General features: G+C 70.2%; 25 protein-coding genes and 1 riboswitch. Of the genes, 9 read left to right on the plus strand and 16 right to left on the minus strand.

Annotated features, from left to right (window positions below; genetic code table 11):
- Positions 1-55 precede the first annotated feature (55 nt).
- The 8 genes from AB0J66_RS40530 to AB0J66_RS40565 form a co-directional block, all read right to left on the minus strand.
- The gene (locus tag AB0J66_RS40530; protein ID WP_364672572.1) at positions 56-1,072 is read right to left on the minus strand and encodes an iron chelate uptake ABC transporter family permease subunit; all 1,017 of its coding nucleotides are present in this window, start codon (positions 1,070-1,072) and stop codon (positions 56-58) included.
- Between the two features lie 5 nt (positions 1,073-1,077).
- Positions 1,078-2,076: an iron-siderophore ABC transporter substrate-binding protein gene (locus AB0J66_RS40535; protein ID WP_364672574.1), complete on the minus strand. Its 999-nt coding sequence runs from the start codon at positions 2,074-2,076 to the stop codon at positions 1,078-1,080.
- 87 nt (positions 2,077-2,163) lie between these two features.
- Positions 2,164-4,317: an FtsX-like permease family protein gene (locus tag AB0J66_RS40540; protein ID WP_364672575.1), complete on the minus strand. Its 2,154-nt coding sequence runs from the start codon at positions 4,315-4,317 to the stop codon at positions 2,164-2,166.
- Between the two features lie 4 nt (positions 4,318-4,321).
- Positions 4,322-5,068 carry an ABC transporter ATP-binding protein gene (locus AB0J66_RS40545; RefSeq protein WP_364672577.1) on the minus strand — a complete coding sequence of 249 codons (747 nt, stop codon included), beginning with the start codon at positions 5,066-5,068 and terminating at the stop codon, positions 4,322-4,324.
- Positions 5,069-5,151: 83 nt separating this feature from the next.
- Positions 5,152-5,802, minus strand: coding sequence for a response regulator transcription factor (locus tag AB0J66_RS40550; RefSeq protein ID WP_364672579.1), 651 nt, complete (start codon positions 5,800-5,802; stop codon positions 5,152-5,154).
- Complete coding sequence (locus tag AB0J66_RS40555; protein ID WP_364672614.1) at positions 5,790-6,998, minus strand: sensor domain-containing protein; 1,209 nt, start codon at positions 6,996-6,998, stop codon at positions 5,790-5,792. The genes AB0J66_RS40550 and AB0J66_RS40555 overlap by 13 nt, the downstream gene beginning before the upstream one ends.
- 14 nt (positions 6,999-7,012) lie before the next feature.
- Positions 7,013-8,341, minus strand: a complete 1,329-nt coding sequence (locus AB0J66_RS40560) for a DedA family protein (protein ID WP_364672581.1) — start codon at positions 8,339-8,341, stop codon at positions 7,013-7,015.
- Between the two features lie 63 nt (positions 8,342-8,404).
- Positions 8,405-8,761 (minus strand): hypothetical protein, encoded by a 357-nt coding sequence (locus AB0J66_RS40565; RefSeq protein WP_364672583.1) that lies wholly within the window; start codon positions 8,759-8,761, stop codon positions 8,405-8,407.
- 167 nt (positions 8,762-8,928) lie between these two features.
- Here AB0J66_RS40565 and AB0J66_RS40570 point away from each other — a divergent pair, with 167 nt between their 5' ends.
- A complete protein-coding gene (locus tag AB0J66_RS40570) occupies positions 8,929-9,495 on the plus strand; it encodes a copper resistance CopC family protein (RefSeq protein ID WP_364672584.1) in 567 nt (188 codons plus the stop codon).
- Positions 9,496-9,500: 5 nt separating this feature from the next.
- Here the strand turns inward: AB0J66_RS40570 and AB0J66_RS40575 are convergent, their stop codons facing one another.
- Both AB0J66_RS40575 and AB0J66_RS40580 read right to left on the minus strand, forming a co-directional pair.
- A complete protein-coding gene (locus tag AB0J66_RS40575; protein ID WP_364672586.1) occupies positions 9,501-9,800 on the minus strand; it encodes a SelT/SelW/SelH family protein in 300 nt (99 codons plus the stop codon).
- Between the two features lie 9 nt (positions 9,801-9,809).
- A complete protein-coding gene (locus tag AB0J66_RS40580; protein WP_364672587.1) occupies positions 9,810-11,225 on the minus strand; it encodes a DHA2 family efflux MFS transporter permease subunit in 1,416 nt (471 codons plus the stop codon).
- 78 nt (positions 11,226-11,303) lie between these two features.
- On the opposite strand from AB0J66_RS40580, the gene AB0J66_RS40585 reads away from it, so the two are divergent.
- A complete protein-coding gene (locus AB0J66_RS40585) occupies positions 11,304-11,987 on the plus strand; it encodes a TetR family transcriptional regulator (RefSeq protein ID WP_364672589.1) in 684 nt (227 codons plus the stop codon).
- Between the two features lie 12 nt (positions 11,988-11,999).
- Here AB0J66_RS40585 and AB0J66_RS40590 read toward each other — a convergent pair whose 3' ends face one another.
- The gene (locus AB0J66_RS40590; protein WP_364672590.1) at positions 12,000-12,431 is read right to left on the minus strand and encodes an Hsp20/alpha crystallin family protein; all 432 of its coding nucleotides are present in this window, start codon (positions 12,429-12,431) and stop codon (positions 12,000-12,002) included.
- A gap of 212 nt (positions 12,432-12,643) precedes the next feature.
- Here AB0J66_RS40590 and AB0J66_RS40595 point away from each other — a divergent pair, with 212 nt between their 5' ends.
- The gene (locus AB0J66_RS40595) at positions 12,644-13,813 is read left to right on the plus strand and encodes an MFS transporter (protein ID WP_364672592.1); all 1,170 of its coding nucleotides are present in this window, start codon (positions 12,644-12,646) and stop codon (positions 13,811-13,813) included.
- 31 nt (positions 13,814-13,844) lie between these two features.
- Here AB0J66_RS40595 and AB0J66_RS40600 read toward each other — a convergent pair whose 3' ends face one another.
- Entirely contained in the window at positions 13,845-14,219 is a 375-nt protein-coding gene (locus AB0J66_RS40600) for a hypothetical protein (protein WP_364672593.1), read from the minus strand.
- On the minus strand, positions 14,216-15,148 hold the full coding sequence (locus tag AB0J66_RS40605) for a LysR family transcriptional regulator (protein WP_364672595.1): 933 nt from the start codon (positions 15,146-15,148) through the stop codon (positions 14,216-14,218). Before AB0J66_RS40605 ends, AB0J66_RS40600 begins: the two co-directional genes overlap by 4 nt.
- 70 nt (positions 15,149-15,218) lie before the next feature.
- Between AB0J66_RS40605 and AB0J66_RS40610 the strand changes: the two genes are divergently transcribed.
- Positions 15,219-15,584, plus strand: coding sequence for a nuclear transport factor 2 family protein (locus AB0J66_RS40610; protein ID WP_364672596.1), 366 nt, complete (start codon positions 15,219-15,221; stop codon positions 15,582-15,584).
- 20 nt (positions 15,585-15,604) lie between these two features.
- Here the strand turns inward: AB0J66_RS40610 and AB0J66_RS40615 are convergent, their stop codons facing one another.
- Entirely contained in the window at positions 15,605-16,081 is a 477-nt protein-coding gene (locus tag AB0J66_RS40615) for a transglycosylase family protein (RefSeq protein WP_364672598.1), read from the minus strand.
- 124 nt (positions 16,082-16,205) lie between these two features.
- Positions 16,206-16,380: riboswitch (cyclic di-AMP (ydaO/yuaA leader) on the minus strand.
- A 110-nt stretch (positions 16,381-16,490) separates the two neighbouring features.
- On the opposite strand from AB0J66_RS40615, the gene AB0J66_RS40620 reads away from it, so the two are divergent.
- A complete protein-coding gene (locus tag AB0J66_RS40620) occupies positions 16,491-17,699 on the plus strand; it encodes a saccharopine dehydrogenase NADP-binding domain-containing protein (protein WP_364672600.1) in 1,209 nt (402 codons plus the stop codon).
- On the opposite strand, the gene AB0J66_RS40625 is transcribed toward AB0J66_RS40620, so the two are convergent.
- The gene (locus AB0J66_RS40625) at positions 17,696-18,262 is read right to left on the minus strand and encodes a helix-turn-helix transcriptional regulator (RefSeq protein ID WP_364672601.1); all 567 of its coding nucleotides are present in this window, start codon (positions 18,260-18,262) and stop codon (positions 17,696-17,698) included. The genes AB0J66_RS40620 and AB0J66_RS40625 overlap by 4 nt on opposite strands.
- Positions 18,263-18,309: 47 nt before the next feature.
- Here AB0J66_RS40625 and AB0J66_RS40630 point away from each other — a divergent pair, with 47 nt between their 5' ends.
- A complete protein-coding gene (locus AB0J66_RS40630; RefSeq protein ID WP_364672602.1) occupies positions 18,310-19,080 on the plus strand; it encodes a methyltransferase domain-containing protein in 771 nt (256 codons plus the stop codon).
- Here the strand turns inward: AB0J66_RS40630 and AB0J66_RS40635 are convergent.
- Positions 19,077-19,700 carry a TetR/AcrR family transcriptional regulator gene (locus tag AB0J66_RS40635; RefSeq protein WP_364672604.1) on the minus strand — a complete coding sequence of 208 codons (624 nt, stop codon included), beginning with the start codon at positions 19,698-19,700 and terminating at the stop codon, positions 19,077-19,079. The two genes, AB0J66_RS40630 and AB0J66_RS40635, sit on opposite strands and share 4 nt — an antisense overlap.
- Before the next feature lie 251 nt (positions 19,701-19,951).
- On the opposite strand from AB0J66_RS40635, the gene AB0J66_RS40640 reads away from it, so the two are divergent.
- The 3 genes from AB0J66_RS40640 to AB0J66_RS40650 all read left to right on the plus strand — a co-directional run bounded on the left by AB0J66_RS40640 (position 19,952) and on the right by AB0J66_RS40650 (position 22,170).
- On the plus strand, positions 19,952-20,557 hold the full coding sequence (locus tag AB0J66_RS40640; protein ID WP_364672606.1) for a GNAT family N-acetyltransferase: 606 nt from the start codon (positions 19,952-19,954) through the stop codon (positions 20,555-20,557).
- A 19-nt stretch (positions 20,558-20,576) separates the two neighbouring features.
- Positions 20,577-21,674, plus strand: a complete 1,098-nt coding sequence (locus tag AB0J66_RS40645) for a crosslink repair DNA glycosylase YcaQ family protein (protein ID WP_364672608.1) — start codon at positions 20,577-20,579, stop codon at positions 21,672-21,674.
- Between the two features lie 205 nt (positions 21,675-21,879).
- Complete coding sequence (locus tag AB0J66_RS40650; protein WP_364672610.1) at positions 21,880-22,170, plus strand: DUF3040 domain-containing protein; 291 nt, start codon at positions 21,880-21,882, stop codon at positions 22,168-22,170.
- Positions 22,171-22,474 lie beyond the last annotated feature (304 nt).

Raw genomic sequence — 22,474 nt, forward strand, 5'->3', positions numbered from 1 at the left:
ACCCGACGAGCCCGAGCATTCTCTCGGCGGCGCGTCAAAGTGACAACGGAGGTGGTCATAGCTCAGCCAGCCTCCGCCGCCGCGCCAAAATCACGAACACCGGTGCGCCGAGGACGGCAGTCACGATGCCGACCTGAACCTCGCCCGGCCGAGCGATCACCCGTCCGATGACATCCGCCAGCAGCAGCAACAGTGGCGCCAGCAGCATCGAATACGGCAGCATCCAGCGATGATCCGGCCCGGTGATAGCGCGAGCCGCATGCGGAATCATCAACCCGATAAAGACGATCGGCCCGGCCATCGACGTCGCCGTGCCACACAGCAGCACGATCCCCAGCCCCGCCACCAGCCGGGCGACAAGGACGTTTTGTCCAAATGAAGTGGCCACGTCATCGCCGAGGGCCAGAGCATTGAGAGCCCGAGCCGAGGCAAATGCCAATAGCACACCGACCACAAGGAACGGCAGGGACTGGACGACCACGTCAGAACCCCGGTTGGCCAGCGAACCCACCTGCCAGAACCGGAACTGGTCGAACGTGTCGACGTCGTTCAGCAGCACCGCCGTGGTGAAAGACGTCAGCGCCGCCGTTACCGCCGCCCCGGCAAGTGCGAGCTTGATGGGCGTCGCCCCGCCCCGCCCGATCGAGCCGATCGTATAGACCAGCACCGAAACGACGGCCGCCCCGGCGAATCCGAACCACACATAACCGGTCAGCGACGTGACCCCGAACACGCTGATCGCGATCACCACGAACAACCCGGCCCCCGCATTCACGCCGAGAATGCCCGGATCGGCCAGCGGATTGCGGGTCACGCCCTGAATGAGCGTCCCAGCCAGCCCGAACGCCGCTCCCGCGAGCAAGCCGACAAGCGTACGGGGAATGCGGGACTGAGTGATGATCAAGGAATCGCGGTCGTCGGCGGAAGAGAACAGGGCGTGCATGACCGTGCCGAACTGAATGTCGCGGGCGCCGACCGCCAAGCTCAACAAGGCCGCGCCGGCGAGGGCCACCGCGATCACCACCAGTCCGGTGGTGAGCACGGTGGCCCGGCGGTGGCGGGTTTCCGTCACCGAAGTCAGCCGAGAGCGCTGGCCAACAGCGGAACAACCTTGTCGACGGCGTACGAGAGGCCGGCGACCGAGCTGCTCGAGAACGCGTTCGAGATGTCCGCGTTGTCCATGTAGGCCACGTGGCCGGCCTTGACCGACGGGACGGCCTGGAAGATCTTGTCGTTCTTGACCTGGTCGATCTTGGCCTGGATCAGGAAGACCACCGTGACGTCGGCGTTGGCCAGGTCGAGCTGCTCGTTGGAGAGCGGGATGTAGAAGCTGTCCTTCTTCAGCGACTCGATCGCCGGCGCGTTCTTGAAGCCCAGCTTCTGCAGGAAGTCGACTCGGCCGTCGCCACTGACGTACGCGCCCCAGCCGTCACCGGTGCGGGCGACCGCGGCCGCCGTCTTGCCGTTGAACGACGGGTTGGCCTGGGCCGCCGCGGTGAACTTGGCGTCCAGGTCGGTCTTGAGCTTGGCCGCCTCGGTCTGCTTGCCGAGCGCCTTGCCGATCATGTCGAGCTGCTGCTCCCAGCTCGTCAGGTACATCTCGCCGCCCTTGGGCGGCTCGATCACCGGCACGCCCAGCTTGGACAGCTGGTCGTAGCGGGCCTTCTCGCCGCTGGAGCGGGTGTCGAGGATCAGGTCGGGCTTGAGCGCGGCGACCTTCTCCATGTCGAGCTCGAGCGTGCCGAGGATGGTGGGCGCGGTCGTGTACTTGCCGGCGTTCCACGGACCCTGCCCGTCACCGCCGAACGCCAGCCAGTCAGAAGCCCCAACCGGCTGCACGCCCAGGGACAGCGCGACGTCGGCGTCGCTCCATCCCAGCGCGACCACCCGAGAGGGCTGCTTGGAGATCGTCACGTCTCCGAACGCCGTCGGGATCGTGACCGGGAACTGCGCGGCGGCCGAGGACGACGCGGCGGGTTCGGAGGAGTCCTCCGTACCGGTCGTCGAACAGCCCGTCAGGGCGACCGCGGCGCTCAGGATGGCGACCGGCAGAAGCCGGCCAAGCGAGAGACGCATCAGAAACTCCAGAGGAAGGGAAAGGTGAGCCTAACCTAATGGGATCTACCTGATCTTCAAACTGGAGAAACGCAGGTCACACTGTGGCTACTCCTTGATACCAGCGTTATGCACTGCCGGCACCCGCAGTAGTCGCCGCACCGGAAAAATGGTCGTGACCAGGGCCAACACCGTCGCACCACCAAGGACGACGACCCAACCCAGGGGCGGTACGTAGGGCAGCAGCTGCCCGGTCAGCGCGTGCACGACCGCCGTCAACGTCACCGCCGCGATCAGCCCACCGATCGTCAGGGCGGCCCCGAGCAGCCCGACCTGTTCCGCGCTCACCATCCGCCGCACCTGCCGGCGGGTCACCCCGGCCAGCTGCAGCACGGCCAGCTCCCGCTTGCGAGCGAGCGCCGCCATCACCATCGTGTTGCCCGCGGCCAGCGCCGCGTACCCGACCATGACACCGATGAGCAGCTTGTTCAGCCAGGCACTGAGCGCGAGGTCGCGGCTCAGCTGCCCGGTCAGCTCGGACGCCGGCACGAGCTGGGCGCCCGGGTACTGCACGGCCTTGCCGCTGATCAGCACCTGGTTGTCCGGCCCCGCCACGAGATCGCGGGGGAGCAGCACGTCGGCAAAGCCGAGCCCGCGGTCGTAGATCGCGATAACACGCAGCGTCACTTGCCGGCCGTCGGGCAGCCAGATCTTCGCAGCGTCGTTGATCTTCCAGCCGGACGAGTCGGCCCGCAGCTGCGACACCGCGACCGTGTCGCCCTTCAGCGCCGCCACGCTGCCCGCCGTGACACCGAGATCCATAGTGGTCGTGAGCCCGTCCGCGTCGACCGCCTTGGCCGTGGCCGGCTCGCCCCCGTCGAAGATCGGCACCACCACCGACGTGTCCCGCACGCCGGTCGCCGCCGCCACGCCCGGCGTCTGCCGGATCTTCTCGGCGGCCCCCGCCGGCAGCGAACCCACCAGCGCGTAATCGGCCTTCATGCCGTCGCGGCTCTGCGTGACGGTCTGCCGTTGCAGATTGTTCTGCAGGAACCAGACCGAACCGCCGAAGCCGACCGCCAGCACGAGGGCGGTCAGGACCGCGGCCATGCCGCGTGCGTTGGCCCGCAGGTTTGCCACGGCCAGGTCTCCGGAGACACCCCAGGCCGTACGCAGGGCCGGGCCGATCACGCGGGCCGCGAGTCCGTTGATCCAGGGCGCGAGCAGGGCGACCGCGATCACGAACAGATAGAGCAGCCCGATCGCCGACGCCTGGGCCGCCATCCCGGTCGCCCCCAGCGCGAACACCGTGGCCGCGCCGCCGCCACCGAGCGTGAGCAGCCCCGACACCAGGCGCACCTTGCCGCCGCGGGCCGGCTCGACCGCGATGTCCCCGAGCGCCTCGGCCGGCTTGATCCGGCTGACCCGGCGCGCCGCGATGCGAGCGGCGACCACCGCGACCAGCAGCGTGAGCACGACGGCGGCGCCGGCCGCGATCGGCTGTCCCGAGATCGGGAAGCCCTCGGGCACGAAGCCGCGGCTGACCAACTCGTCATGCACCCAATTCGTGGCGAGCAGCGCCGCGGGCACCCCGATCACGGCCGCGACCAGGGCCAGGACCGCGTTCTCGGCCATCACCAGCCGGCGCACCTGGCGCGGGGTGGCCGCGATCGCCCGCAGCAGGGCGAGGTCGCGGCGACGGTGCCGGACGGCGAGCCCGACCGTCCCGGTCACCACGAAGATGATCAGCAGCACCACGTAACCGCCGAATGCCGACCCGGCCTCCATCAGGAACGACCGGGCGTCACCGGCGTCGGACCGGTCGGCGAAGCCTCGGTCGTCCCCGGCGTACGCCTCGACGCCGTTCTCCTTCGCGAGACGCTCGACGGCCTTGACCGAGCCGCCGTTCACGCCGAACGCCGCGACCCGCTCGCCGGTGGGGCCGGGAAAGACCTGCACGGCGGTCACCCCGGGCAGGGCGCGGAGCTTGTCGCCGAGCTCGACCGGCACAGTCCCCTCGGGCAGGGCCACGGTGGTGACCGAGTTCTCCCCGTCGAACTCCTTGGTGACGATCTCGACCTGACGGTGAGCGACCACGACGTCCACGTTCGCGTAACGACCGGGGTCGGGCTTGTAGGTGGCGGCCGAGACGATGAAAACGGACAAGGTCATCAGGATCATGACGCCGGCCGCGAGGGCGACCAGCGTGGCGACCGAGGTACCCAGTCGCGCGCGCAGCAGACGGACAGACAGCTTGACCACGGCTTCAGCCCTTCATCGCGACGGGACGGCGGCCCAGCGAGGCCAGCATTTCGGCGATCCGCTCGGCCCCCGGCTGCAGCGTGTCGTGCACGATCCGCCCATCGGCCAGCAGCAGCACCCGATCCGCGTACGAGGCAGCCACCGGATCATGGGTGACCATCACGACGGTCTGGCGATATTCGGTCACCGCCGACCGCAGCAGGGCCAGCACCTCACCTGCCGACGTGGTGTCCAGCGCTCCCGTCGGCTCATCAGCAAAGATCACTTCCGGCCGTACGGCGAGAGCGCGCGCGATGGCCACACGCTGCTGCTGCCCACCCGACAACTGAGCCGGCCGCCGCTGAAGACGATCACTGAGCCCGACCCGCTGAACCACTTCGGACACCCAGCCCGGATCGGTCGGCGTCCCCGCCAGCCGCCCCGGCAGCAGAATGTTCTCCTCGACGGTCAGCGCCCCGATCAGATTGAAGGCCTGAAAGACGAACCCGATCCGGTCCCGCCGCAGCTCGGTCAGCTTCGTCTCGGACAGCCGCGACAGCTCCGTGTCACCGATCCAGACCCGTCCCGAGGTAGGCCGATCGAGCCCCGCCGCGTTCTGCAGCAGCGTGCTCTTCCCCGACCCCGACGGCCCCATGACCGCGGTGAAGGTCCCCCGCGCGAACGCCGCGTCGATACCCGCCAGCGCCGTGACCTTCTGCCCGTCAGTGGCATATGTCCGGGTGAGCTGCTCGATCCTGATAACCGCATCCATGCCGAAAACGCTATTTCGGCAAGCCCCGAAGATCGATCCGGCTAACTGCCCAGTCGGAGGTACAGCCTGCTATACCCCGGGGCTCAGCGGGCCGCTTCGAGGTAGCGCAAGACGGCCGTGACCCGCCGGTCGGCGCGATCGTCCGGGGCCAGGTCGAGCTTCGCGAAGATGCTGCGGATGTGCTTGTGCACCGCGCCTTCCGTGACGACCAGCTTCTCGGCGATCGCGGTGTTGCCGAGTCCCTCGGCCATCAGCGCCAGCACGTCACGCTCCCGCGGGCTGAGCCGGGCCAGCGAGCTTTCCGGCCGCTGCCGCGCGAGCAACAACCCGACCACCTCGGGGTCGATCGCCGTGCCCCCGTCGGCCACCCGGTGCAGCGCCACGAGGAACTCCTCGACCCGCCCGACCCGCTCCTTCAGCAGGTACCCGAGCTTGGCCGCGCCTCCGGCCAGCAGCTCGTTGGCGAAAGCCTGCTCGACCCACGCCGACAGCACGAGCACGGCCAGCTCCGGCTGCCGCCGCCGGGCCTCGACCGCGGCCACGATCCCCTCGTCGGTGTGCGTCGGCGGCATCCGCACGTCGACGATCGCCACGTCCGGCTCGTACTTCTCCACCGCCTCGAGGAACGGCTCCGGCGAGTCGGTCGTGGCCACCACGTCGAGCCCCTCGGCCCGCAGCAGCAGCGCCAGACCCTCACGCAGCAGCGGGTCGTCCTCGGCGATCACGATCCGCACGGCAGCTCCACCCACATCGTCGTCGGCCCGCCCGGCGGGCTGGTCACGGTCAAACTTCCGTCGTACGCCTCGACCCGCCGCCGAATGCCCACGATGCCCGACCCTCTGCTCTCGTCGGCGCCACCCCGGCCGTCATCCTCGACGCTGATCCGCAGGCGCCCCTCGGCCAGGCTGACGGACACCCGAGCGCTGGTCGCCCGGCTGTGCTTGGTGATGTTGGTCAGCGCCTCGGCCACCACGAAGTAGGCCGTCGCCTCGACCGACGCGGCACACCGGCCCGGCAGGTCGACGTCGAGCTTGCACGGCACCGCGCAATCGGCCGTCAGCGCTTTGAGCGCCCCGTCGAGCCCGCGCCCGTCCAGCACCGGCGGCAGGATCGTCTTGACCACCGTCCGCAGCTCGGCCAGCGCCTGCTCGGCCGCCCCCTGCGCGCGCTCGAGCAGCTCACCCGCCCCGGCCGGGTCCCGGTCGACCTGTCTTCGCGCGGCCCCGAGCAGCACGGTCACGGCGACCAGCCGGTTCTGCGCGCCGTCGTGCAGCGACCGCTCGATGCGCCGCAGCTCGGCCGCGTGCGCATCCAACGCGGCGGCCCGGGTCGCGGTCAGCTGGGCCACTCGCAGCGACAGATCGGCCCCGGCCGGCGGCGCGAGCAGCTTGCGCCCGGGCCACGCCTGGAGGCGGGACAGCGCCGGATGGACGAGCAGGCTCAGGGCCAGCCAGAACAGGCCGTAAAGGCTGATCAGCAGCGCGCCCCTCAGCCCGTTGACCGGCCAGAAGACGATGCTGGGCCCCTCGCCCGGCGGAACCAGCGAAAACCACAGCGGGAAGGTCGTGTCCTGCACCGCGTAGATCGGCAGGGTCACGCCGATGATGCCGAGCACCATGCCCACGGTCGAGTGGAGGACGACCCAGGCCAGCTCGCGCCAGACCACCGGATCACGGACGACCTGCAACCCCGGCCGCAGCGGCTCGGGGTCGAGGATCTCGGGGCCCCACCGGGAGAGCCGGGCCCGCTCCCGGCCGGCCGACGCGCGTACGGCCCGGGCCGCACTGTGCACGAACGGCAGGCCGACGCCGACCACGCTGGTCACGGTCACCGCGGCCACCCAGATGAGCGTGCCCAGGGCGAGGATGGCCGTGCCGAGCCCGCCGACGAGACGCTCCAGGGCGTCGACGGCGGCGTGCGCGCGGTCCATCAACTTCACGGGCGTCACGTTAGAGCAAGGGTCCGACGGTTTTCGTCGATCTTCGGCCGGGTCGACCAGATTCCCGCGTTGAGGGCCGCCCAGGAGACGCCGAGCACGACCGCCGCCACGGTCTCGCTGAGCCGGCTCCACCCCAGGTAGACCCACGACCCCGCACACACCGTGACGACGATGGCCGCCACCGTCCATAGTGTGGCCTGCGCCCGCCGCCCCGCCACGCGCTGGACGATCAACCAGGTCAGAAGACCGGCAACGGCGGCGAGACACGCCGTCTCCGCGGCCGCGAGAGTAGCCAGCGCCGAGCCGGCGTCAGCCGACGGTAACGGCCCGTCGAACTCGCCGGGTGAAGGGAAGACGAGCGCGTCGGGCCGCGTCCAGTCGACGGGGTCGATCAACTCGAGGACGGCGGTCAGGATCACCATGGGCAGCACCGGCGCCAGCCGCCGGAAAAATCCCGCCAAGTCGGGGCGGCTCCGGCGCCACCAATGCCCGACCAGCCAGCCGCCCACGGAGACCACCGCGGCCACGCCCAGCAGCGCTTCCGGATTCACCGACGTGGCGAGATCAAGCGCGAACAAATACCCGTCCGACGTCCACTGGCCCCGGGCCCATTCCGCGACCGCCGCGTCGGCCTCGGCGAGACCGCTGAACCGCACGACCGGCGGAATCACCACAACCAGCACGAAGGCCGACATCACGAGCACCCCAAGGCTGACCAGCAGCGGACCGCGAATGTCGGGACCTCTTATGATCCGGCGGGCCGCAACCGGACGCCGGCCGAACCACCGCCCGCCCAGGACCATCGCCACGACGAGCGCGGTCACCACGAACAACGCCCCACCGGCTCGACCGGCGCGCGCGGCCAGGACGTCGTACGACGCCCCGGCGAAGTAACTCGCACCCACCAGCCACGTGGCCCAGAGGATGACCGCCGGGGTGTGAAATGCCGCGAAGCGGCGATAAGGCAGCCTCTTGCGCCCCGCGAGCCGTGGGACGAGTGTCCGCGCCCCTACCACCCACTGCCCGAGGAAAACCGCCCGCCCGCCATACCGTTCGAAGAGCCGTTCGGCTTTCTTATGCTCCTTGGGCGGCTTGCGCTGCCCCGCGAAGTACGCGAAATTCCCCCCGGCCAGCCCGGCGGCCACCGCGCTCGCCAGCGCCGGGACGAGGCCCACCACCCCCTCGTTGGCGAGCAGCCCCAGCGCCACCAGCGCGGTGGCCGACGGCAGCACAAGCCCCGCGACGAACGCCGCCTCGCCCGCCACCAGCGCCGCCACCACGACGCAGACCAGCGCGGGCGGGAGAGCCCCCAACACTTCGTCGACCACCTGCACCCTCGCAGCGTATGGACGCCGCCCGATGCCCCGGATCGGTGAGATCCCCCCGCCCGACCCTGATCAGCGCCCCGTAGTGGCCGTTCTCCGCAGCGCCAGCACCCCCGCCACGATCGCCACCCCGACCCCGATCAGCTGGATCGCCTGCCCCGCCGCCACCACCGCGCCCTCATCCCCGCGCAGGTTGTCGAAGCCCGCCCCATTGATCCCGCTGATCAAGAATCCGACCGCGATGAACGCCCCCAGCGCCACCCCGACAGCCGGAACCCACCGCCAGGGCGCCCACGCCACGAAGATCGCCCCGGCCAGCAGAATCACGATCCCCGGCGGCACCGCCACCGGAAACTCCACCCCACCGGCCCACAGCAGCGCGATGCCCACCGCGCCGACAACCAGCCCCGCCACCGTCATCTTCTGCATGCCAGCCATGCTGCGGCCCGGCCCGCACCGCCAAATCCGCCCACGGGCGGCAACCCCACTACGCCCACGGACGTACGCGGGAACTAGCGCCCGCCGGTGAACGACCAACCGGCAGGCATCCGTAAAACTAAGAGACCAGCCCGCTAGCCGAAGGACCTGACCGACCGATGAGCCGTCTCACCTCGCGCCTGCTGCTGGCCCTGCTGGCCACCATCGCCGTCCTGCTCCCCGGCGCCCCCGCCTGGGCCCACAACTCCCTGGCCGAGGCCACCCCCGCCAAGAACGCCACCCTCAAGAAGCCCCCGACCACGGTAGAGCTCCGCTTCCTGCAGAAACTGAACCCCACCGCCACCAAAATCACCATCGTCGGCGTCGAGGCCTCCGCCCCCGAAATCGACGGCCCCACCGCCACCATCACCTTCGACCCCCTGCCGAACGGCACCTACACGGTCGCCTACGACGTCATCTCCAAGGACGGCCACCCGGTAAAGGGCTCCTACAAGTTCACCGTCACCGCCCCCACGCCGGTAACTACGTCCCCGTCCGCCGCCCCGTCACCGACCACCGAAGCGCCGACCCCGGCCGCCCCGCCGTCGGCCGCCCCGGCAACCCCGGCCGCCCTGGTCTCCGACGAGGGTTCCTCCAACACCGGCATCTGGATCGCCGCGCTGGTCGCTGGTGTCCTCCTCGTAGCCGGCGGCGTGTTCCTGACCCTGCGCCGCCGCCGCAGCTGACGGGGCTATTCCGCCGGGGTGGCGGCGCGGTCGGTGTGGCCGAGGCTTCGGCCGGGGGCTATGCGGTCGCGGAGCATGCGCTTGAGGTCGGGGAGCTCGGGGAAGCCGCCCTGTTGTTTGCGGGACCAGAGCAGCTCGTCACCCAGTTTGATTTCGAAGATGCCGCCGGTGCCGGGGACCAGGGCCACCTCGCCCAGTTCCTTCTGGAAGGTGGTCAGGAGTTCCTGCGCCGTCCAGGCCGCTCGCAGGAGCCAGCGGCACTGGGTGCAGTACTCGATCTCTAGGCGTGGTTCCCTGGTCGTCACAATCGACGATTAGACCAGCTCGGGCACCCGGTCCTCGACCTCCGTAACGGTGGGTTTCACCGAGCGCAGCGTCCACAGCGCGATCGGGACGCCCACGGCGACCAGGATGGCCGCGACCACCAAGGAGTACTGGTAGCCGGCCAGGTAGCGGTGCATCTCGGAGCCGGTGGCGGCGTTCGACCGGTTGGTCAGGATCGCGCCGAGGATGGTGATGCCCAGCAGGCCGAACACCTCGCGGGAGACGTTCAGCATGCCGCTGGCGATGCCCGCCTGCGATTGCGGCAGCGTCCCGACGATCACGTTGTTCAGCGGGACCAGCAGGCCGCCACCCACCCCGTAGACCAGGAACCACGGCAGCAGGGCCAGGTACGAGGTTCCTTCGCCGTACGAGGAGATGCCCGCCACCGACGCCGCCATCAGGGCCAGTGCCGCCGCGACCGTACGTCCCGCGCCGAACCGGGCCTCGAGGCGTGGCGCGACGGTGGCCATCACGGCCATGACCAGCGCCATCGGCACGAACGCGGCACCGGCGGAGGTGGGGGAGAAGCCGAGCACGTTCTGCATGTAGATCGCCATGTAGAAGTAGATGCCGAAGACTCCGAACGCCCACAGGCCCATGGCGAGCAGCCCGCCGCTGAAGACGCGCAGCCGGAAGACGGCCAGGTCGATCATCGGGTTGGCCGATCGGGACTCGATGACCACGAACGCGATCGATGCGATCACGGCGGCCCCGAACGAACCGAGGATCTCCGGGGAGGTCCAGCCCTGCGATTCGCCTTCGATCAGGCCGAAGGTCAGCGTGAACAGGGCCAGCGACGACGAGATCACGCCGGGCAGGTCGAGCCCGCGGGTGGCGCCGCGCCGCGAGGCCGGGATGCTCCAGGCAGCGAGCGCGAAGGTCGCCACCCCGATCGGCAGGTTGATCAGGAAGATCCAGCCCCAGGACGCGTGCTCGCTGAGCCACCCGCCGGTCAGCGGCCCGAAGGCCAGGGCCAGCGCCCCCACGCCACCCCAGATGCCGATGGCTGTGCCGCGTTCGCGGGGGTCGGGGAACAGCGTGGTGAGCAGTGCCAGTGCCGCCGGGGTGAGCAGGGCCGCCCCGACGCCCTGGACGGCCCGCGCGCCGATCAGCATCTCCTGGTTCTGGGCGAGCCCGGCGCCGACCGACGCCACCGTGAAGATCGCGAGCCCCGCGTAGAAGGCGCCGCGCTGCCCCAGCACGTCGGCGATCCGCCCGCCGGCGAGCAAGAGACCCGCGAAGACCAGGACGTACGCGCTGGCGATCCACTCCAGACCGCCCAGGGAGAGGTCGAGGTCCCGCTGGATCGAGGGGAGGGCCACGTTGACCACGTTGTTGTCGAGGTACGTCATGAACGTGCCGAGCGCCACCGCGACGAGCGCCCACCACCGTCGGTTCTTGTCCATCTCATCGCTCCCATACGTCGTACATATACGGCGTACATGTACCTCGTACATGACACCTATACGTTGTATGGTTGTCAAGTGGCAGCGGAAAAGTTGAGCAGGACCACAGTGGCCGAGCGGGCCCTGCGGATCGGCGACGAGCACGGTCTGGAGGCCGTGACGGTCCGCCGCCTGGCCCAGGAGCTCGGGGTCACGCCGATGGCCCTGTACTGGCATTTCAAGAACAAGGAAGAGCTGTTGCTCGGCATCGCCGACTACGCGTTGTCCACCGTCCGGGCCGACCGCGGCGCCGGCGATTCCTGGCAGAAGCAGGTGCGTGCGATGGTCGAGGCGCTGCTGGCCGTCAACCGGAGCCATCCGGTGCTGCCCGATCTGCTCGCCTCGGTGGACAAGTCACGCACGGCCAGTTTCACGCGCGCCACCAATGACGCGCTCATGCTGCTCACCCAGGCCGGCTTCACGGTGCAGCAGAGCTATTGGGTCGCGTCCTATCTGATGCACGGCGTCATCGGCCTGCTCAAGGACCAGCCGGAAAGCCCGCCCCAGGCAGACCCGGAGGAGGTGGCGGAATGGCGGCGGCGGCGCCGCCTGGAGCTCGTGTGCCTGCCGCCGGATCAGTTCCCGATGCTCGTGAAATTCGGCGAGACGTACGCGGACGAGCCCGATCCCGAAACGTACTTCGCCTTCGGTGTCGACCTGCTGATGGCGGCCGTGGAACGCATGGCCGAAGGCCCGGCGGGCGCATCGCCCACCGGGCCGTGAGAGAAAGAGAGATCAGGCGCTTTCGAGCACCCGGTCGTCGGCCGGGCGAGCGCCCGTGTTGATCGCGATCCGCCGCGGCTTGGCCGCCTCGGCCACCGGGATCGTCAGCGTCAGCACACCGTCCTGCCAGGTCGCCTCGATCCGGTCGAGGTCGAGCCCGTCGCCCAGCGTGAGCCGCCGCTCGAACGTGCCGGTCGCGCGTTCCCGGCGGACCCACTGCACGTCCTCGTCGGTGCGCTGCGAACGCTCGGCGCGGATGGTCAGCACGCGCCCGTCGACACCCACGTCGACCGATCCCGGGTCGATGCCGGCCAGGTCGCAGTGCATGACGAAGTGGTCACCGGAGCGGTAGAGGTCGATGGGCATCGCGATGGAGCTGCCGCCACCGAGCATCTGCCCGGCGAGACGGTCGAACTCGCGGAAGGGATCGAAAGTCAGCACCACAGGAATCCACCTCCCAGTGATGGCTCGCCGGCCTCTCCGGCGAGCGCGTGGCGCTCGGCTCAGATCAACTCTGCCGAGGTCGCTGCGCTCTCTGAGCAGCGGCGACAAGTAATTTTTTAGCACTGTCCCCCAGAGAGTGCCAAGTGGTTCGGCCAAAAAATCCGGGCGTCTTTCGCTATCGTCGGGGGCCCCGCTCCGTGCAGGAGGAACCGGTGCGAGCTTGGCTCACCCTGGCGGCGCTCGCGCTGTCGACCTTCGCCTATGTCACCGTCGAGACCCTGCCCATCGGCCTGTTGCCGCAGATCGCCGGCAGCCTCGGCACCAGCACCTCCGCCATCGGCCTGCTCGTCACCGCGTACGGCCTGGTGGTGGTCCTGACCACGGTGCCGCTGACCAAGCTCGCCCACCGATGGTCGCGCCGCCGCCTGCTCGGCGTGCTCCTCGGTGTCTACGCGGTGGCCACCGCGGCGTCCGCCCTGGCGCCGAATTACGGCACCCTGCTCGGCGCGCGGGTCACCATCGCGCTCAGTCAGGCCCTGTTCTGGGCGATCGTCACCCCGGCCACCGCCGGGCTGTTCCCGCCGCACCTGCGCGGCCGGGCCCTCTCCATCCTGTTCGCCGGCAGCACGGTGGGCCCGCTGGTCGGCGTACCGGCCGGCACCTGGCTGGGGCAGCAGGCGGGCTGGCGAGCGCCCTTCCTCGTCCTCAGCGCGATCGGGCTCGTCATCCTGATCGTCATCGTCTCCCTGATGCCGGAGATGCGGCCCGGTCACAGCGACACCGACCGGGGCGCGGCCCCCGACCGCGGTCGCTATTGGACACTCGTGGTCGTCACCGCCCTCATGGTCACGGGTGCGTTCACCTCCTTCACCTACATCACCCCGTTCCTGACCGAGGTGACCGGCTTCGCCGACTCCGCGGTCGGCCTGATCCTGCTGGTCCGCGGCCTGGCCGGGCTCACCGGCGTGATCACCGCGGGCTTCGTCGTGGTCCGCTGGGGCTGGCCCAGCCTCGTCATCGCGACCGCCGGTCAGACCACCTTCCTGTTCGTGCTGTACACCTTCGGCACGACCGGCGCGGCCGCGATCGTCGCCTGCGCGGGCGGCGGCTTCATGCTCGCCGGTCTGGCGGCCGTGATGGGCGCGCGGGTGCTCGAGGTGGCCCCGGGCGCGACCGATCTCGCCTCCGCCGGCACCTCGACCGCGTTCAACGTGGGCATCACCTCGGGCGCCCTGCTCGGCAGCGCCCTGCTGACCAGCTTCGGCGTCCGCAGCACGGCCCTCGCCGGCGCCCTGGCGACCGTCGCCGCCCTGCTCACCGTCCTGGCCGAGCCACGGCTGGCGACGTCCAGGCGCTCGCCGGAAGCCGAGCTCACGCGCTGATCCGGGCCCGGCCCGGTGTGACGCCCAGGCCCTAAGCCGAAGCGCCCTCGTTGAGGTGCCCCATCAGGACACTCGCCTCCGCACGTAGTTGCTCGGCCCGCTCCGGATGGCCGAGCTCGGCGTACTCCGCCGCGGCCTGCTCCCGCTCGCCGGCCTCCGCGCGGACGATCCGCTCCACGTCCTGCTCGGTCAGGACCCGCCGGGCCACCTCGTTCACACCGATACCCACTGGCAGTGTCTCGATGGCCAAGCTTCCCTGAGCGCCGCCGCCGCCGGTCGGGACGGCCTCGGCGTTGTCGATCGCGGCCAGGGTCGCCCGCAGGGCCGCGGTGGCGGGGCGATCGCGGGCCTTCATCGCGGTGGGGAGTGCCTCTTTGAGCCTTTGCCGGAGCGGTGTGTCAGTCATGCCGAGACGGTATCCAACGTGGCCGGACGCGCCTCCGGGTTTTCCACAGGCTCCGAGTTATCCACAGCGAACGCCTCACTGAAGTGCGGCAGCAGCGCCGCTAGCGCCGGGCTTGCCCGCCGCCGCCAGACGAGCGCTAGTAGGGCCGGTATCCCCACATCCTCGATCGGCACGGCTTTGAGGTGCCGGAAGGCGGTGGCCATCGACTCGCTCAACACGGCCACCCCGAGGCCACGGGCCGCGAGCTCGGCGACGGTCCCGGGCGCCGACGCGACCAGCGCCACGTCGGGAATGAACCGCGCCGCCACGCAAGCGTCGTCGAGAACGGCGCGGATGCCGGTTCCTTCCGGCAACGTGACGATGCGGTACGCCATGAGGTCGGCCAGGGTCATCCGGGCCGGCGCCGCCTCGCTCTGGGGGAACAGCGCCACCAGTCCCTCACTGACGATGACGTACGAGGACAGGTGCTCCGGCGGCTGGCCGGCCACCCCGACGAGCGCGATGTCGACCGCTCCGGTGCACACGTCGCCGATCAGCCCGGCCGAGTCGCCCTCGATCAACTCGAGCTCGATCGCCGGATGCTCCTGGTGGAAGGCGGCGATCCCCGCGAACAGCGGCGTCACCTCACACCCGGTCACCATCCCGACCGTCACCCGCCCGCGGACGAGCCCTCGCACCTCGTCGATCGCCTGCCGCAGGCCGGCTGCGGCTTCCAGCGCCGCTTGGGCGTACGGAAGTGCGACCGCACCCGCCTCGGTGAGCCGGGCGACGCGCCCCGAACGGTCGAACAGCTCCGCCCCGAGCTCGTGCTCGAGTGCCTTGACCTGGGCACTCACCCCCGACTGGCTGATGTGCACCCGCTCCGCCGCCCGCGTGAAGTTCGCTTCCTCGGCGACCGTCACGAAGTACTCCAGCTGCCGCAGCTCCATAACTGAGGATTCTAGCTTCCACAAAAACCATGCGTTGGACTTGTGGAACCGCCTGGAGAAGGCTGAACGCATGACCGAACGAGAGAAGGCCCAGCGCCCCGAAGACCTGACCCGCCTCTTCGTCGAGCGTGCCAACGCCAAGGACGCCGAGGGCTTGGCCCTGCTCTACGAGGAGGACGCCGTGATGGCCTATCCGCCCGGCCGGCAGACCGTCGGCCGGGCCGCCATCCAACGCCTGTGGGAGGAGGCGCTGCCCCACATGCCCGCCTTCGAGCCCGAGGAACCGCTGCCCACCCTGCTCAGCGGCGATCTGGCCCTGACTTCGACACCGCCCCGGGACGGCTCCGGAGCCCGGGCCCAGGTGGCGCGCCGCCAGCCCGACGGTTCCTGGCTGCGCGTTCTCGACCAGCCCGAGTTCCAGGCCCCCAAGTCCTGAGGGCCTGGACCCGTTGCTGCTCAGAGCGCTAGAGGTTGGCCTGGGTAAATGCGATGTGGGCTGCTCAAAACTGCTCGATTCAGGCGGAACAGGGTCGGCCAGCCGCCCGCCACATTCGCCTTGGCGGCGATCGAGGCGAGCGTGTCACCCGGGCGGACTATGTACTGCCGGCCTGTGGACGAAGCTGTGGATGCGGAGGATTGACGAGTGGCCGAGCGGCTGGCCCTATTTTCTGTGTTTGCGGCGCGGTATTGCCGGGTAGAGGTCGCTTTTCGGCCACAAGTCGGCCACGCGCCCAAGCCCTGCGAACGACGGACCAGCTCGGCGATTTGGATTTGTTCCGCGCGTGATGCCTGGTCGGCCGTGCGGGCGAAACGGCCGCCGCCGTGGGAGCTCCACGTGCTCCGGCTGAATTGCAGGCCGCCGTAGTAGCCGTTGCCGGTGTTGATTCCCCAGTTGCCGCCCGATTCGCACTCGGCGATCGCGTCCCAGTTCACCGAGCCACCCTTGGCCAGCGCCGGCGCGGCCTGTGCGGCGGGAGTGAGCGCTGGGGCGACCAGAGTGACGCTTGCGGCGGCCAGACCCAGACTTACGCGGGCAGGTTTGCACATTGATGCCATGACAAAGAACCCTCCACGCCTGCGAGGTCAGCTGTCGGGTTCGGGCTGAGGTGCCCGGCCGCGCGTGCGCGGCTTCACCCCGAGGCGCGCCAAAGCGCCGAAGAACTCGGGTCCCCCGCTCCATGCCGTGAGTATGTGTTCCGCCGGGCGGCGGCAGGATTCGGCGTTCCGCCCGCACGGACCGGCAGTGACCGCGAAAGGGTCCGGCCGGATTCTTATAGGAATAGGCGAGACCGACGTTATCGTGCCGCGCGCATTTAGGGGGCTTGTTGGAGAATTGGCAACCATGACCGAGCACGACATCGTCGTCTACGGCGCTTCCGGCTTCGTCGGCGCGCTGGTGGCACGGCATCTCGCCGAGCATTCCCCCGAGGGCGTCCGGATCGCGCTGGCCGGTCGATCCGAAAGCAAACTCGACGCCGTGAAACGCCGGCTCGGCGTCGAATGGCCGATCCTCGTCGCCGATGCCGGCGATGCGGCGGCGGTCGCCCGGGTGGCGGAAGCGACGCGGGTTCTCGTCACCACCGTGGGGCCGTATGCGAAATACGGCAAGCCATTGGTGGACGCCTGCGCCAGGGCCGGAACCGACTATCTCGACCTGACCGGGGAGGTACTTTTCGCACGTCAGAGCATCGATGACAACCACGAGGCGGCCCGCGCCTCGGGGGCCCGGATCGTGCACTCGTGCGGCTTCGACTCCATCCCCTCCGACCTGGGCGTGCACGTGCTCCACCAAGCCGTTCGGGCGGACGGGGCGGGTGAGCTCACCGACACGGCCATGGTCGTGACCAGCCTGCGCGGCGGGGTCAGCGGTGGCACGATCGATTCGCTGCGCCATCAGCTCGACACGATCAAACGGGATCCGGCGAAGAGGCGGATCGCCGGCGGCCCGTACTCGCTGAGTCCGGACCGCGCCGCCGAGCCGTCGCTGGGCCGGCAGTCCGACATCGCCACCGTGCGCGGCGACCAAGTCGATCCCTCGCTGCGGGGGACCCTCGCGCCGTTCTTCATGGCGTCGTACAACACCCGGGTCGTGCGGCGGACCAACGCGCTGAAAGGCTTCGAGTACGGGCGCGGGTTCCGCTACCGGGAGCTGATGAGCGTGGGCACCTCGCCGCTGTCCCCGCTGATGGCCAACGGCGTCAAGCTGGGCTTCGGCGCGCTGGTCGCCGGTTTGATGCTGCCGCCGACCCGGTTCCTGATCGACCGTGTGCTGCCCAAGCCGGGCGAGGGCCCGTCTGCCGGCAAGGGCCACTTCACCTGCGACTTCTTCGGCCGTACGACGACCGGCGCCCGCTACACGGCCCGCTTCCGGGCTCACAGCGACCCCGGTTACGGCGGCACCGCCGTCATGCTGGGTGAGGCGGCCCTCGCGCTCGCCGTCGACCAGCCGCAGGGCGACGGCGGCGTGCTGACCCCGGCCACCGCCCTCGGTGACACTCTGGTCCGCCGCCTCCGGAACCAGGGCCTGGAGATCACGGCACGGCGCCTCTAGAGGGGGCGGTTGTGGTCGAGCAAGTGGGAGCGCTCGCCCTCGTGGTCGAGGATGCAGAGGACGTCCGCCGGACCGTCGAGGGCGCCGAAGGCGTGCGGGACCATCGTCGAGAACGAGGCGGCCTCGCCCGCGCGGACGGTGATGGTGCGTTCGCCCAGGCGCAGGATGATCGTGCCGGAGAGCACGGTGAACCAGTCGCGGCCGGGGTGCACCCGCAGGTCCTTCGGGACGGAGCGGGTCACCCGCAGCTTGGCCACCGTCTGGTTGCTCTCGTGGGAGAGCAGCCAGGTCGTGATGCCGCGGCCCTCGTCCCGGTGGGGGCGGATCACCACGTCGTCGTCGGCGCCGGACTCGACGAGCTGGTCGAGGGTGATGCTGAGGGCCCGGGCGATCGGCGCCAGCTGGTCCAGGGCGATGCGCCGATGACCGGTCTCGATGCGGCTGAGCGTCGACGGGCTCAGGTAGCAGCGGGCGGCCAACTCGTCGAGCGACCAGCCGCGGGCGGCTCGCAGGCCCCGGATGCGCTGCCGGACCAGGGCGTCCAAATCGCCGTCTTGCGTCATACGCAAGATGCTATGTCGGAGGCGCAAGGTTCGGCTACCTTCGAGGCATGGCACACACCGCTTTCGCCGAGTTGCTCGAGCTTGACGCCGAGGTCCTGCGGGACTACCACGACGAGGTCATCGCCTGGGCCGGCTCGCTGGCCCCGGCCAACCCGAAGATCATTGACCTGGGTGCGGGCACCGGTGTCGGCAGCCGCGCCCTGCTGCGGGCCCTGCCGGGAGCCGACATCGTCGCCGTCGACATGGACGACGAGATGCTGGCGAGCATCCAGGCGGCCGACAGCCGCATCCGTACCGTCCGGGCCGACCTTGACCAGCCCTGGCCCGAGCTGGGCCCGGCCGATCTGATCTGGGCCTCGGCCTCGCTGCACCACCTCGCCGACCCGGTGCGCGGCCTCCGGCAGGCCCTGGCGGCGCTGCGCACCGGCGGCCACCTCGTGGTCACCGAGCTCGACTCCTTCCCGAGCTTCCTGCCGGCCGGTCCCGAGGGCGACCTGGAGGCCCGCCTCAACGTCGAGCTCGACAAGATGCGGGCCGAGCACGGCCTGCACATGCACGCCGACTGGCCGGCGCTGCTCGCCGAGGCCGGCTTCGCTGTCGAGGCCACCCGCCGCTTCGACATCGATCTGCAGCCCCCGCTGCCCGCGGCCGCCGGCCGCTACGCCGAGATCTCACTCGGCCGCGCAAGCGACCGCCTGGAGGGGCGCCTCCCGGCCGACGATCTCAAGGCGCTCGAGACGCTCGTCGCCGGCCTCCGCAACCGCGACGACCTGGTCGTCCGCGCCACCCGCACGGTGATCGTCGGTAGGAAGCCCTAGAGGCTGCCGACCAGGGCGACCGCGATGCGGGTCAGGTGCTCGGCCAGCTGGTCCGGGTCGCCGGCCATGTCGTGCGTGATCCAGTCGATGATCACCTCGCTGACCCCGGCGACCAGGGCCAGCAGCGCGCGGTCCCGCAGCAGCGCGTCCTCCGAGGTCACCGACTGCAGCAGGCCGGCCAGGAACTGCGCGTCCTCGCGGAGCACCCCGCGCCGCCGGGTCTCCATCCGCGGGGCGTTGATGTAGATGACCCGGGCCGTCTCCGGGTTGTCCCGCAGCAGCCCCACCAGCGTGCGCAGCGCCGGCCGGAACAGATCGGCCAGGCTCGCCGGCTGGGCCGGGGCGGCCGCCGCGACCTCGCGCAGCAGCCACTCGTTCCGTGCCCGCTGGACCTTGATGGCCAGGTCCTCGCGATCGCGAAAGTGCTCGTAGAAGTACCTTTTCGAGACCTTCGCCCCGGCGCAGACATCGGCCACCGTCACGTCCTCGTAATCGCGGGAGCCGAACAGATGCACCGCGGACGCCATGATCCGCTCCCGGCGATCCGAGGCGCGTTCCGCGCGCGACCGCCCGCCGTACGTCTCCCCGCGCCTCGCCGGTGTCACGCCCTGTTCGTCCACGACCATTACCGTACGACTTCGGAGATCATCTGACCCACCAATGTCCACATTGGGCACCACGGGTGCAGAATCCGTGGCCATCCGCTTGATCAGCCGGATCGAGGCCGGCAGGCGATCGCCACCGGCTGACCCTTTCCCCACTCGGTCACCCGGATATTCCTGACCCGGTCGCGCGGCATGACCAATCACTCATGAGCCAGATATGGATCGAGACTGGCTGCAACCGGCCCCTTACGGGCAGGATCGAAATCATGGCCGGCCGTCTTCCCTACCCGCTCACCTTGACGGGGGACGGCATCGTGCTGCGTGAATGGCGCTCGGACGACCTCGACGACCTGATCGAGATGCTCGACGAGCCCGAGATCGCCCGCTGGACCCCCATGCCGTCGCCATTCGACGTCGAGGCCGGCATCGCCTATCTCAAGCGCTCCCATCAGGGCCGCACCAGCGGGTCGCGCATCCAGCTGGCGATCACCACCGACGGCCGCCGCCCGCTCGGCGAGGTCCTTCTCTTCGGCGTCGACCTCGGCCTCAAGGAGGCCGAGCTCGGCTATCTGGTGAGCAAGCACCATCGCCGGCGCGGGCTTGCGTCGGGCTCGCTGTCACTGCTTTCGGCGTACGCCCGTAGCTCGCTCAACCTGAGCCGGCTGTTGCTCCGCATCGACCCGCGCAACACGGCCAGCACCGCCGTGGCCCAGCGCTGCGGTTACCGGCTGACCGGCGAGCCGCCGATCCTGCAGGAGGGCCCGTACGGCCCGAGCCGCCTCGACACCTGGGAGCTCGTCGAGGGTCAGGCCGGCACCCGCCGCGAACGGCTAAAAAATGTCGCAGCCCGGCGGTACGGTCGTCGCACCTGAGATTCCCTGGAGGTGTGCCATGGTCAGCGTCGATCGTGCACAAGTGATGGCGTACCGCGTCGCCGCCCTCGGCCTGGCCGAGCGCACCGAGGCGCGCCCCGCCGACCTGCCCGTGCTCGACCTGGGCGTGCAGGAGTACACGCCGGGCTCGGCCCAGGTCGCCCTGGCCGCGCGCACCAGTGGCCCCCTGGCCGACGACCGTCTGATCACCGTCTGGGCCGCCCGCGGCGCGCCTCATCTGCATCGCCGGGCCGACCTGAGCGCCCTGGTCAAACAGTTGTGGCCGATCAGCGACGCCGACGCGACCGCCCGCATCCAGAGCCGCCAGATCCCCGACGGCATGAAGCTCGGCGTCGAGGCCTTCCGGGTCACCGCCGACGCGTTCCGCGAGGTGGTGCGGGGGCCGATGCCCCGCGGCGAGGTCAGCCGGGAGGTGAGCAAGCGGGTGCCGCGATCGCTGACGTACGAGTGTGGCAGTTGCGCGGCCCGGCACATCGCGGGCAACGTCTGGCAGCATTCCGGTCTCGCCGGCGGCGTCGAGGTCCGGTCCCGGGGGAAGGACGCGACGCTCGGGCCCCTCCCCGGCGCGCCGCCGCGCCCCCGCGAGAACGAGGGCGTCGACGATCTGATCCTGACCTACCTGCGGTTCCTGGGACCGGCGACGCCGCTCGAGGTGGGTAAGTATTTCGGCAGCTCGACCGCCGAGATGAAATCGGTTTGGCCGGTGCAGCGGCTGGTCGAGATCACTGTGGACGGTAAGAAGAAGTGGCTGCCGGCCGACGCGGCCGACGATCTCGCGGGCGCGGTGGCGGTCGAGGGTGTCCGCTTCGTCCCGCCGATGGATGCCCTGCTGCAGGCGCGTGACCGTGACCTGCTCGTGCCGGATCGGGCCCGGCAGAAGGAAGTTTGGCGCATTCTCGGCAATCCGGGCGCGCTGCTTGTCGACGGTGAGATCGTCGGCGTGTGGCGGGCCAAGATGACCGGTCGCAAGCGGGTCGACCTGACGGTCACCGCGTTCGGGAAGCTGCCCGCGTCCCGGCGTAAACAGATCGAGGCCGAGGCGGCCGAAGTGGCCCGGGCCCGTGACGTTCCGGAAGCAGTCGTCAGCTTCGAGTGATCCCACCTCGTGGTTGGCGCCTCCCGGATCGCGGTCTCCGAGGGTCGGGGCGGGACTCGCATGGGCCTCTTTGGCCTGCTCATATGCGGATCAGTAAGGCGCGCCAGAATCAAGAGGTATCCGGGAGGCAACATCTGAGTAACAATGGCATTGATCGGAGCGGGGTCGTTCGATCGAGGCCGCTGGCCGAGGCGGAGGTGGCGTCATGTTGAGCAGGGAAGACAGCCGTCGACTGGCGCAGTTGGAGCGCCAGCTGGAGCAGGATGACCCGGAGTTCTGCGCGCGCATGACCAGTGGGCAGCTCAATGAACCGCGGTCGAAACGCCCACCCATCTCGTTGATCCTCACCGCGATCGTCGTGTGGATCGCCGCCGTGACCCTCGGGGTCCTCGGCTGGTGGATAGCCGCGGCGATCTCCGCGATCTTCGCGACGACCGTCGTCGTCGCCGCCCTGACCCAGCGAAAGTCCCGCCACCGGCGCCTGCCCCCGATCTGACGCCGACGCGCGACGGAGCCGAACGCCATACGGCGACAATGCGGCGCCGAACGCGGGCGGCCGAAGAGAGACGACGAAGGTGGAGAGACGGCGCCGGGTAGGAGTCGGCGCCGTCTCTCCGTCGGCTGAGGCTCCGCGGCCGGCGGCTCCTCAGACTCGGGCTTGCGGGCGGATCTGGCGCGGGCTTGCGGGCGGATCTGGCGCGGGCGTGCGGGCGGATCTGGCGCGGGCGTGCGGGCGGATCTGGCGCGGGCGTGCGGGCGGATCTGGCGCGGGCGTGCGGGCGGATCTGGCGCGGGCGTGC

This window comes from Actinoplanes sp. NPDC049598 (genome assembly GCF_040675435.1).
Classification (GTDB): domain Bacteria; phylum Actinomycetota; class Actinomycetes; order Mycobacteriales; family Micromonosporaceae; genus Actinoplanes.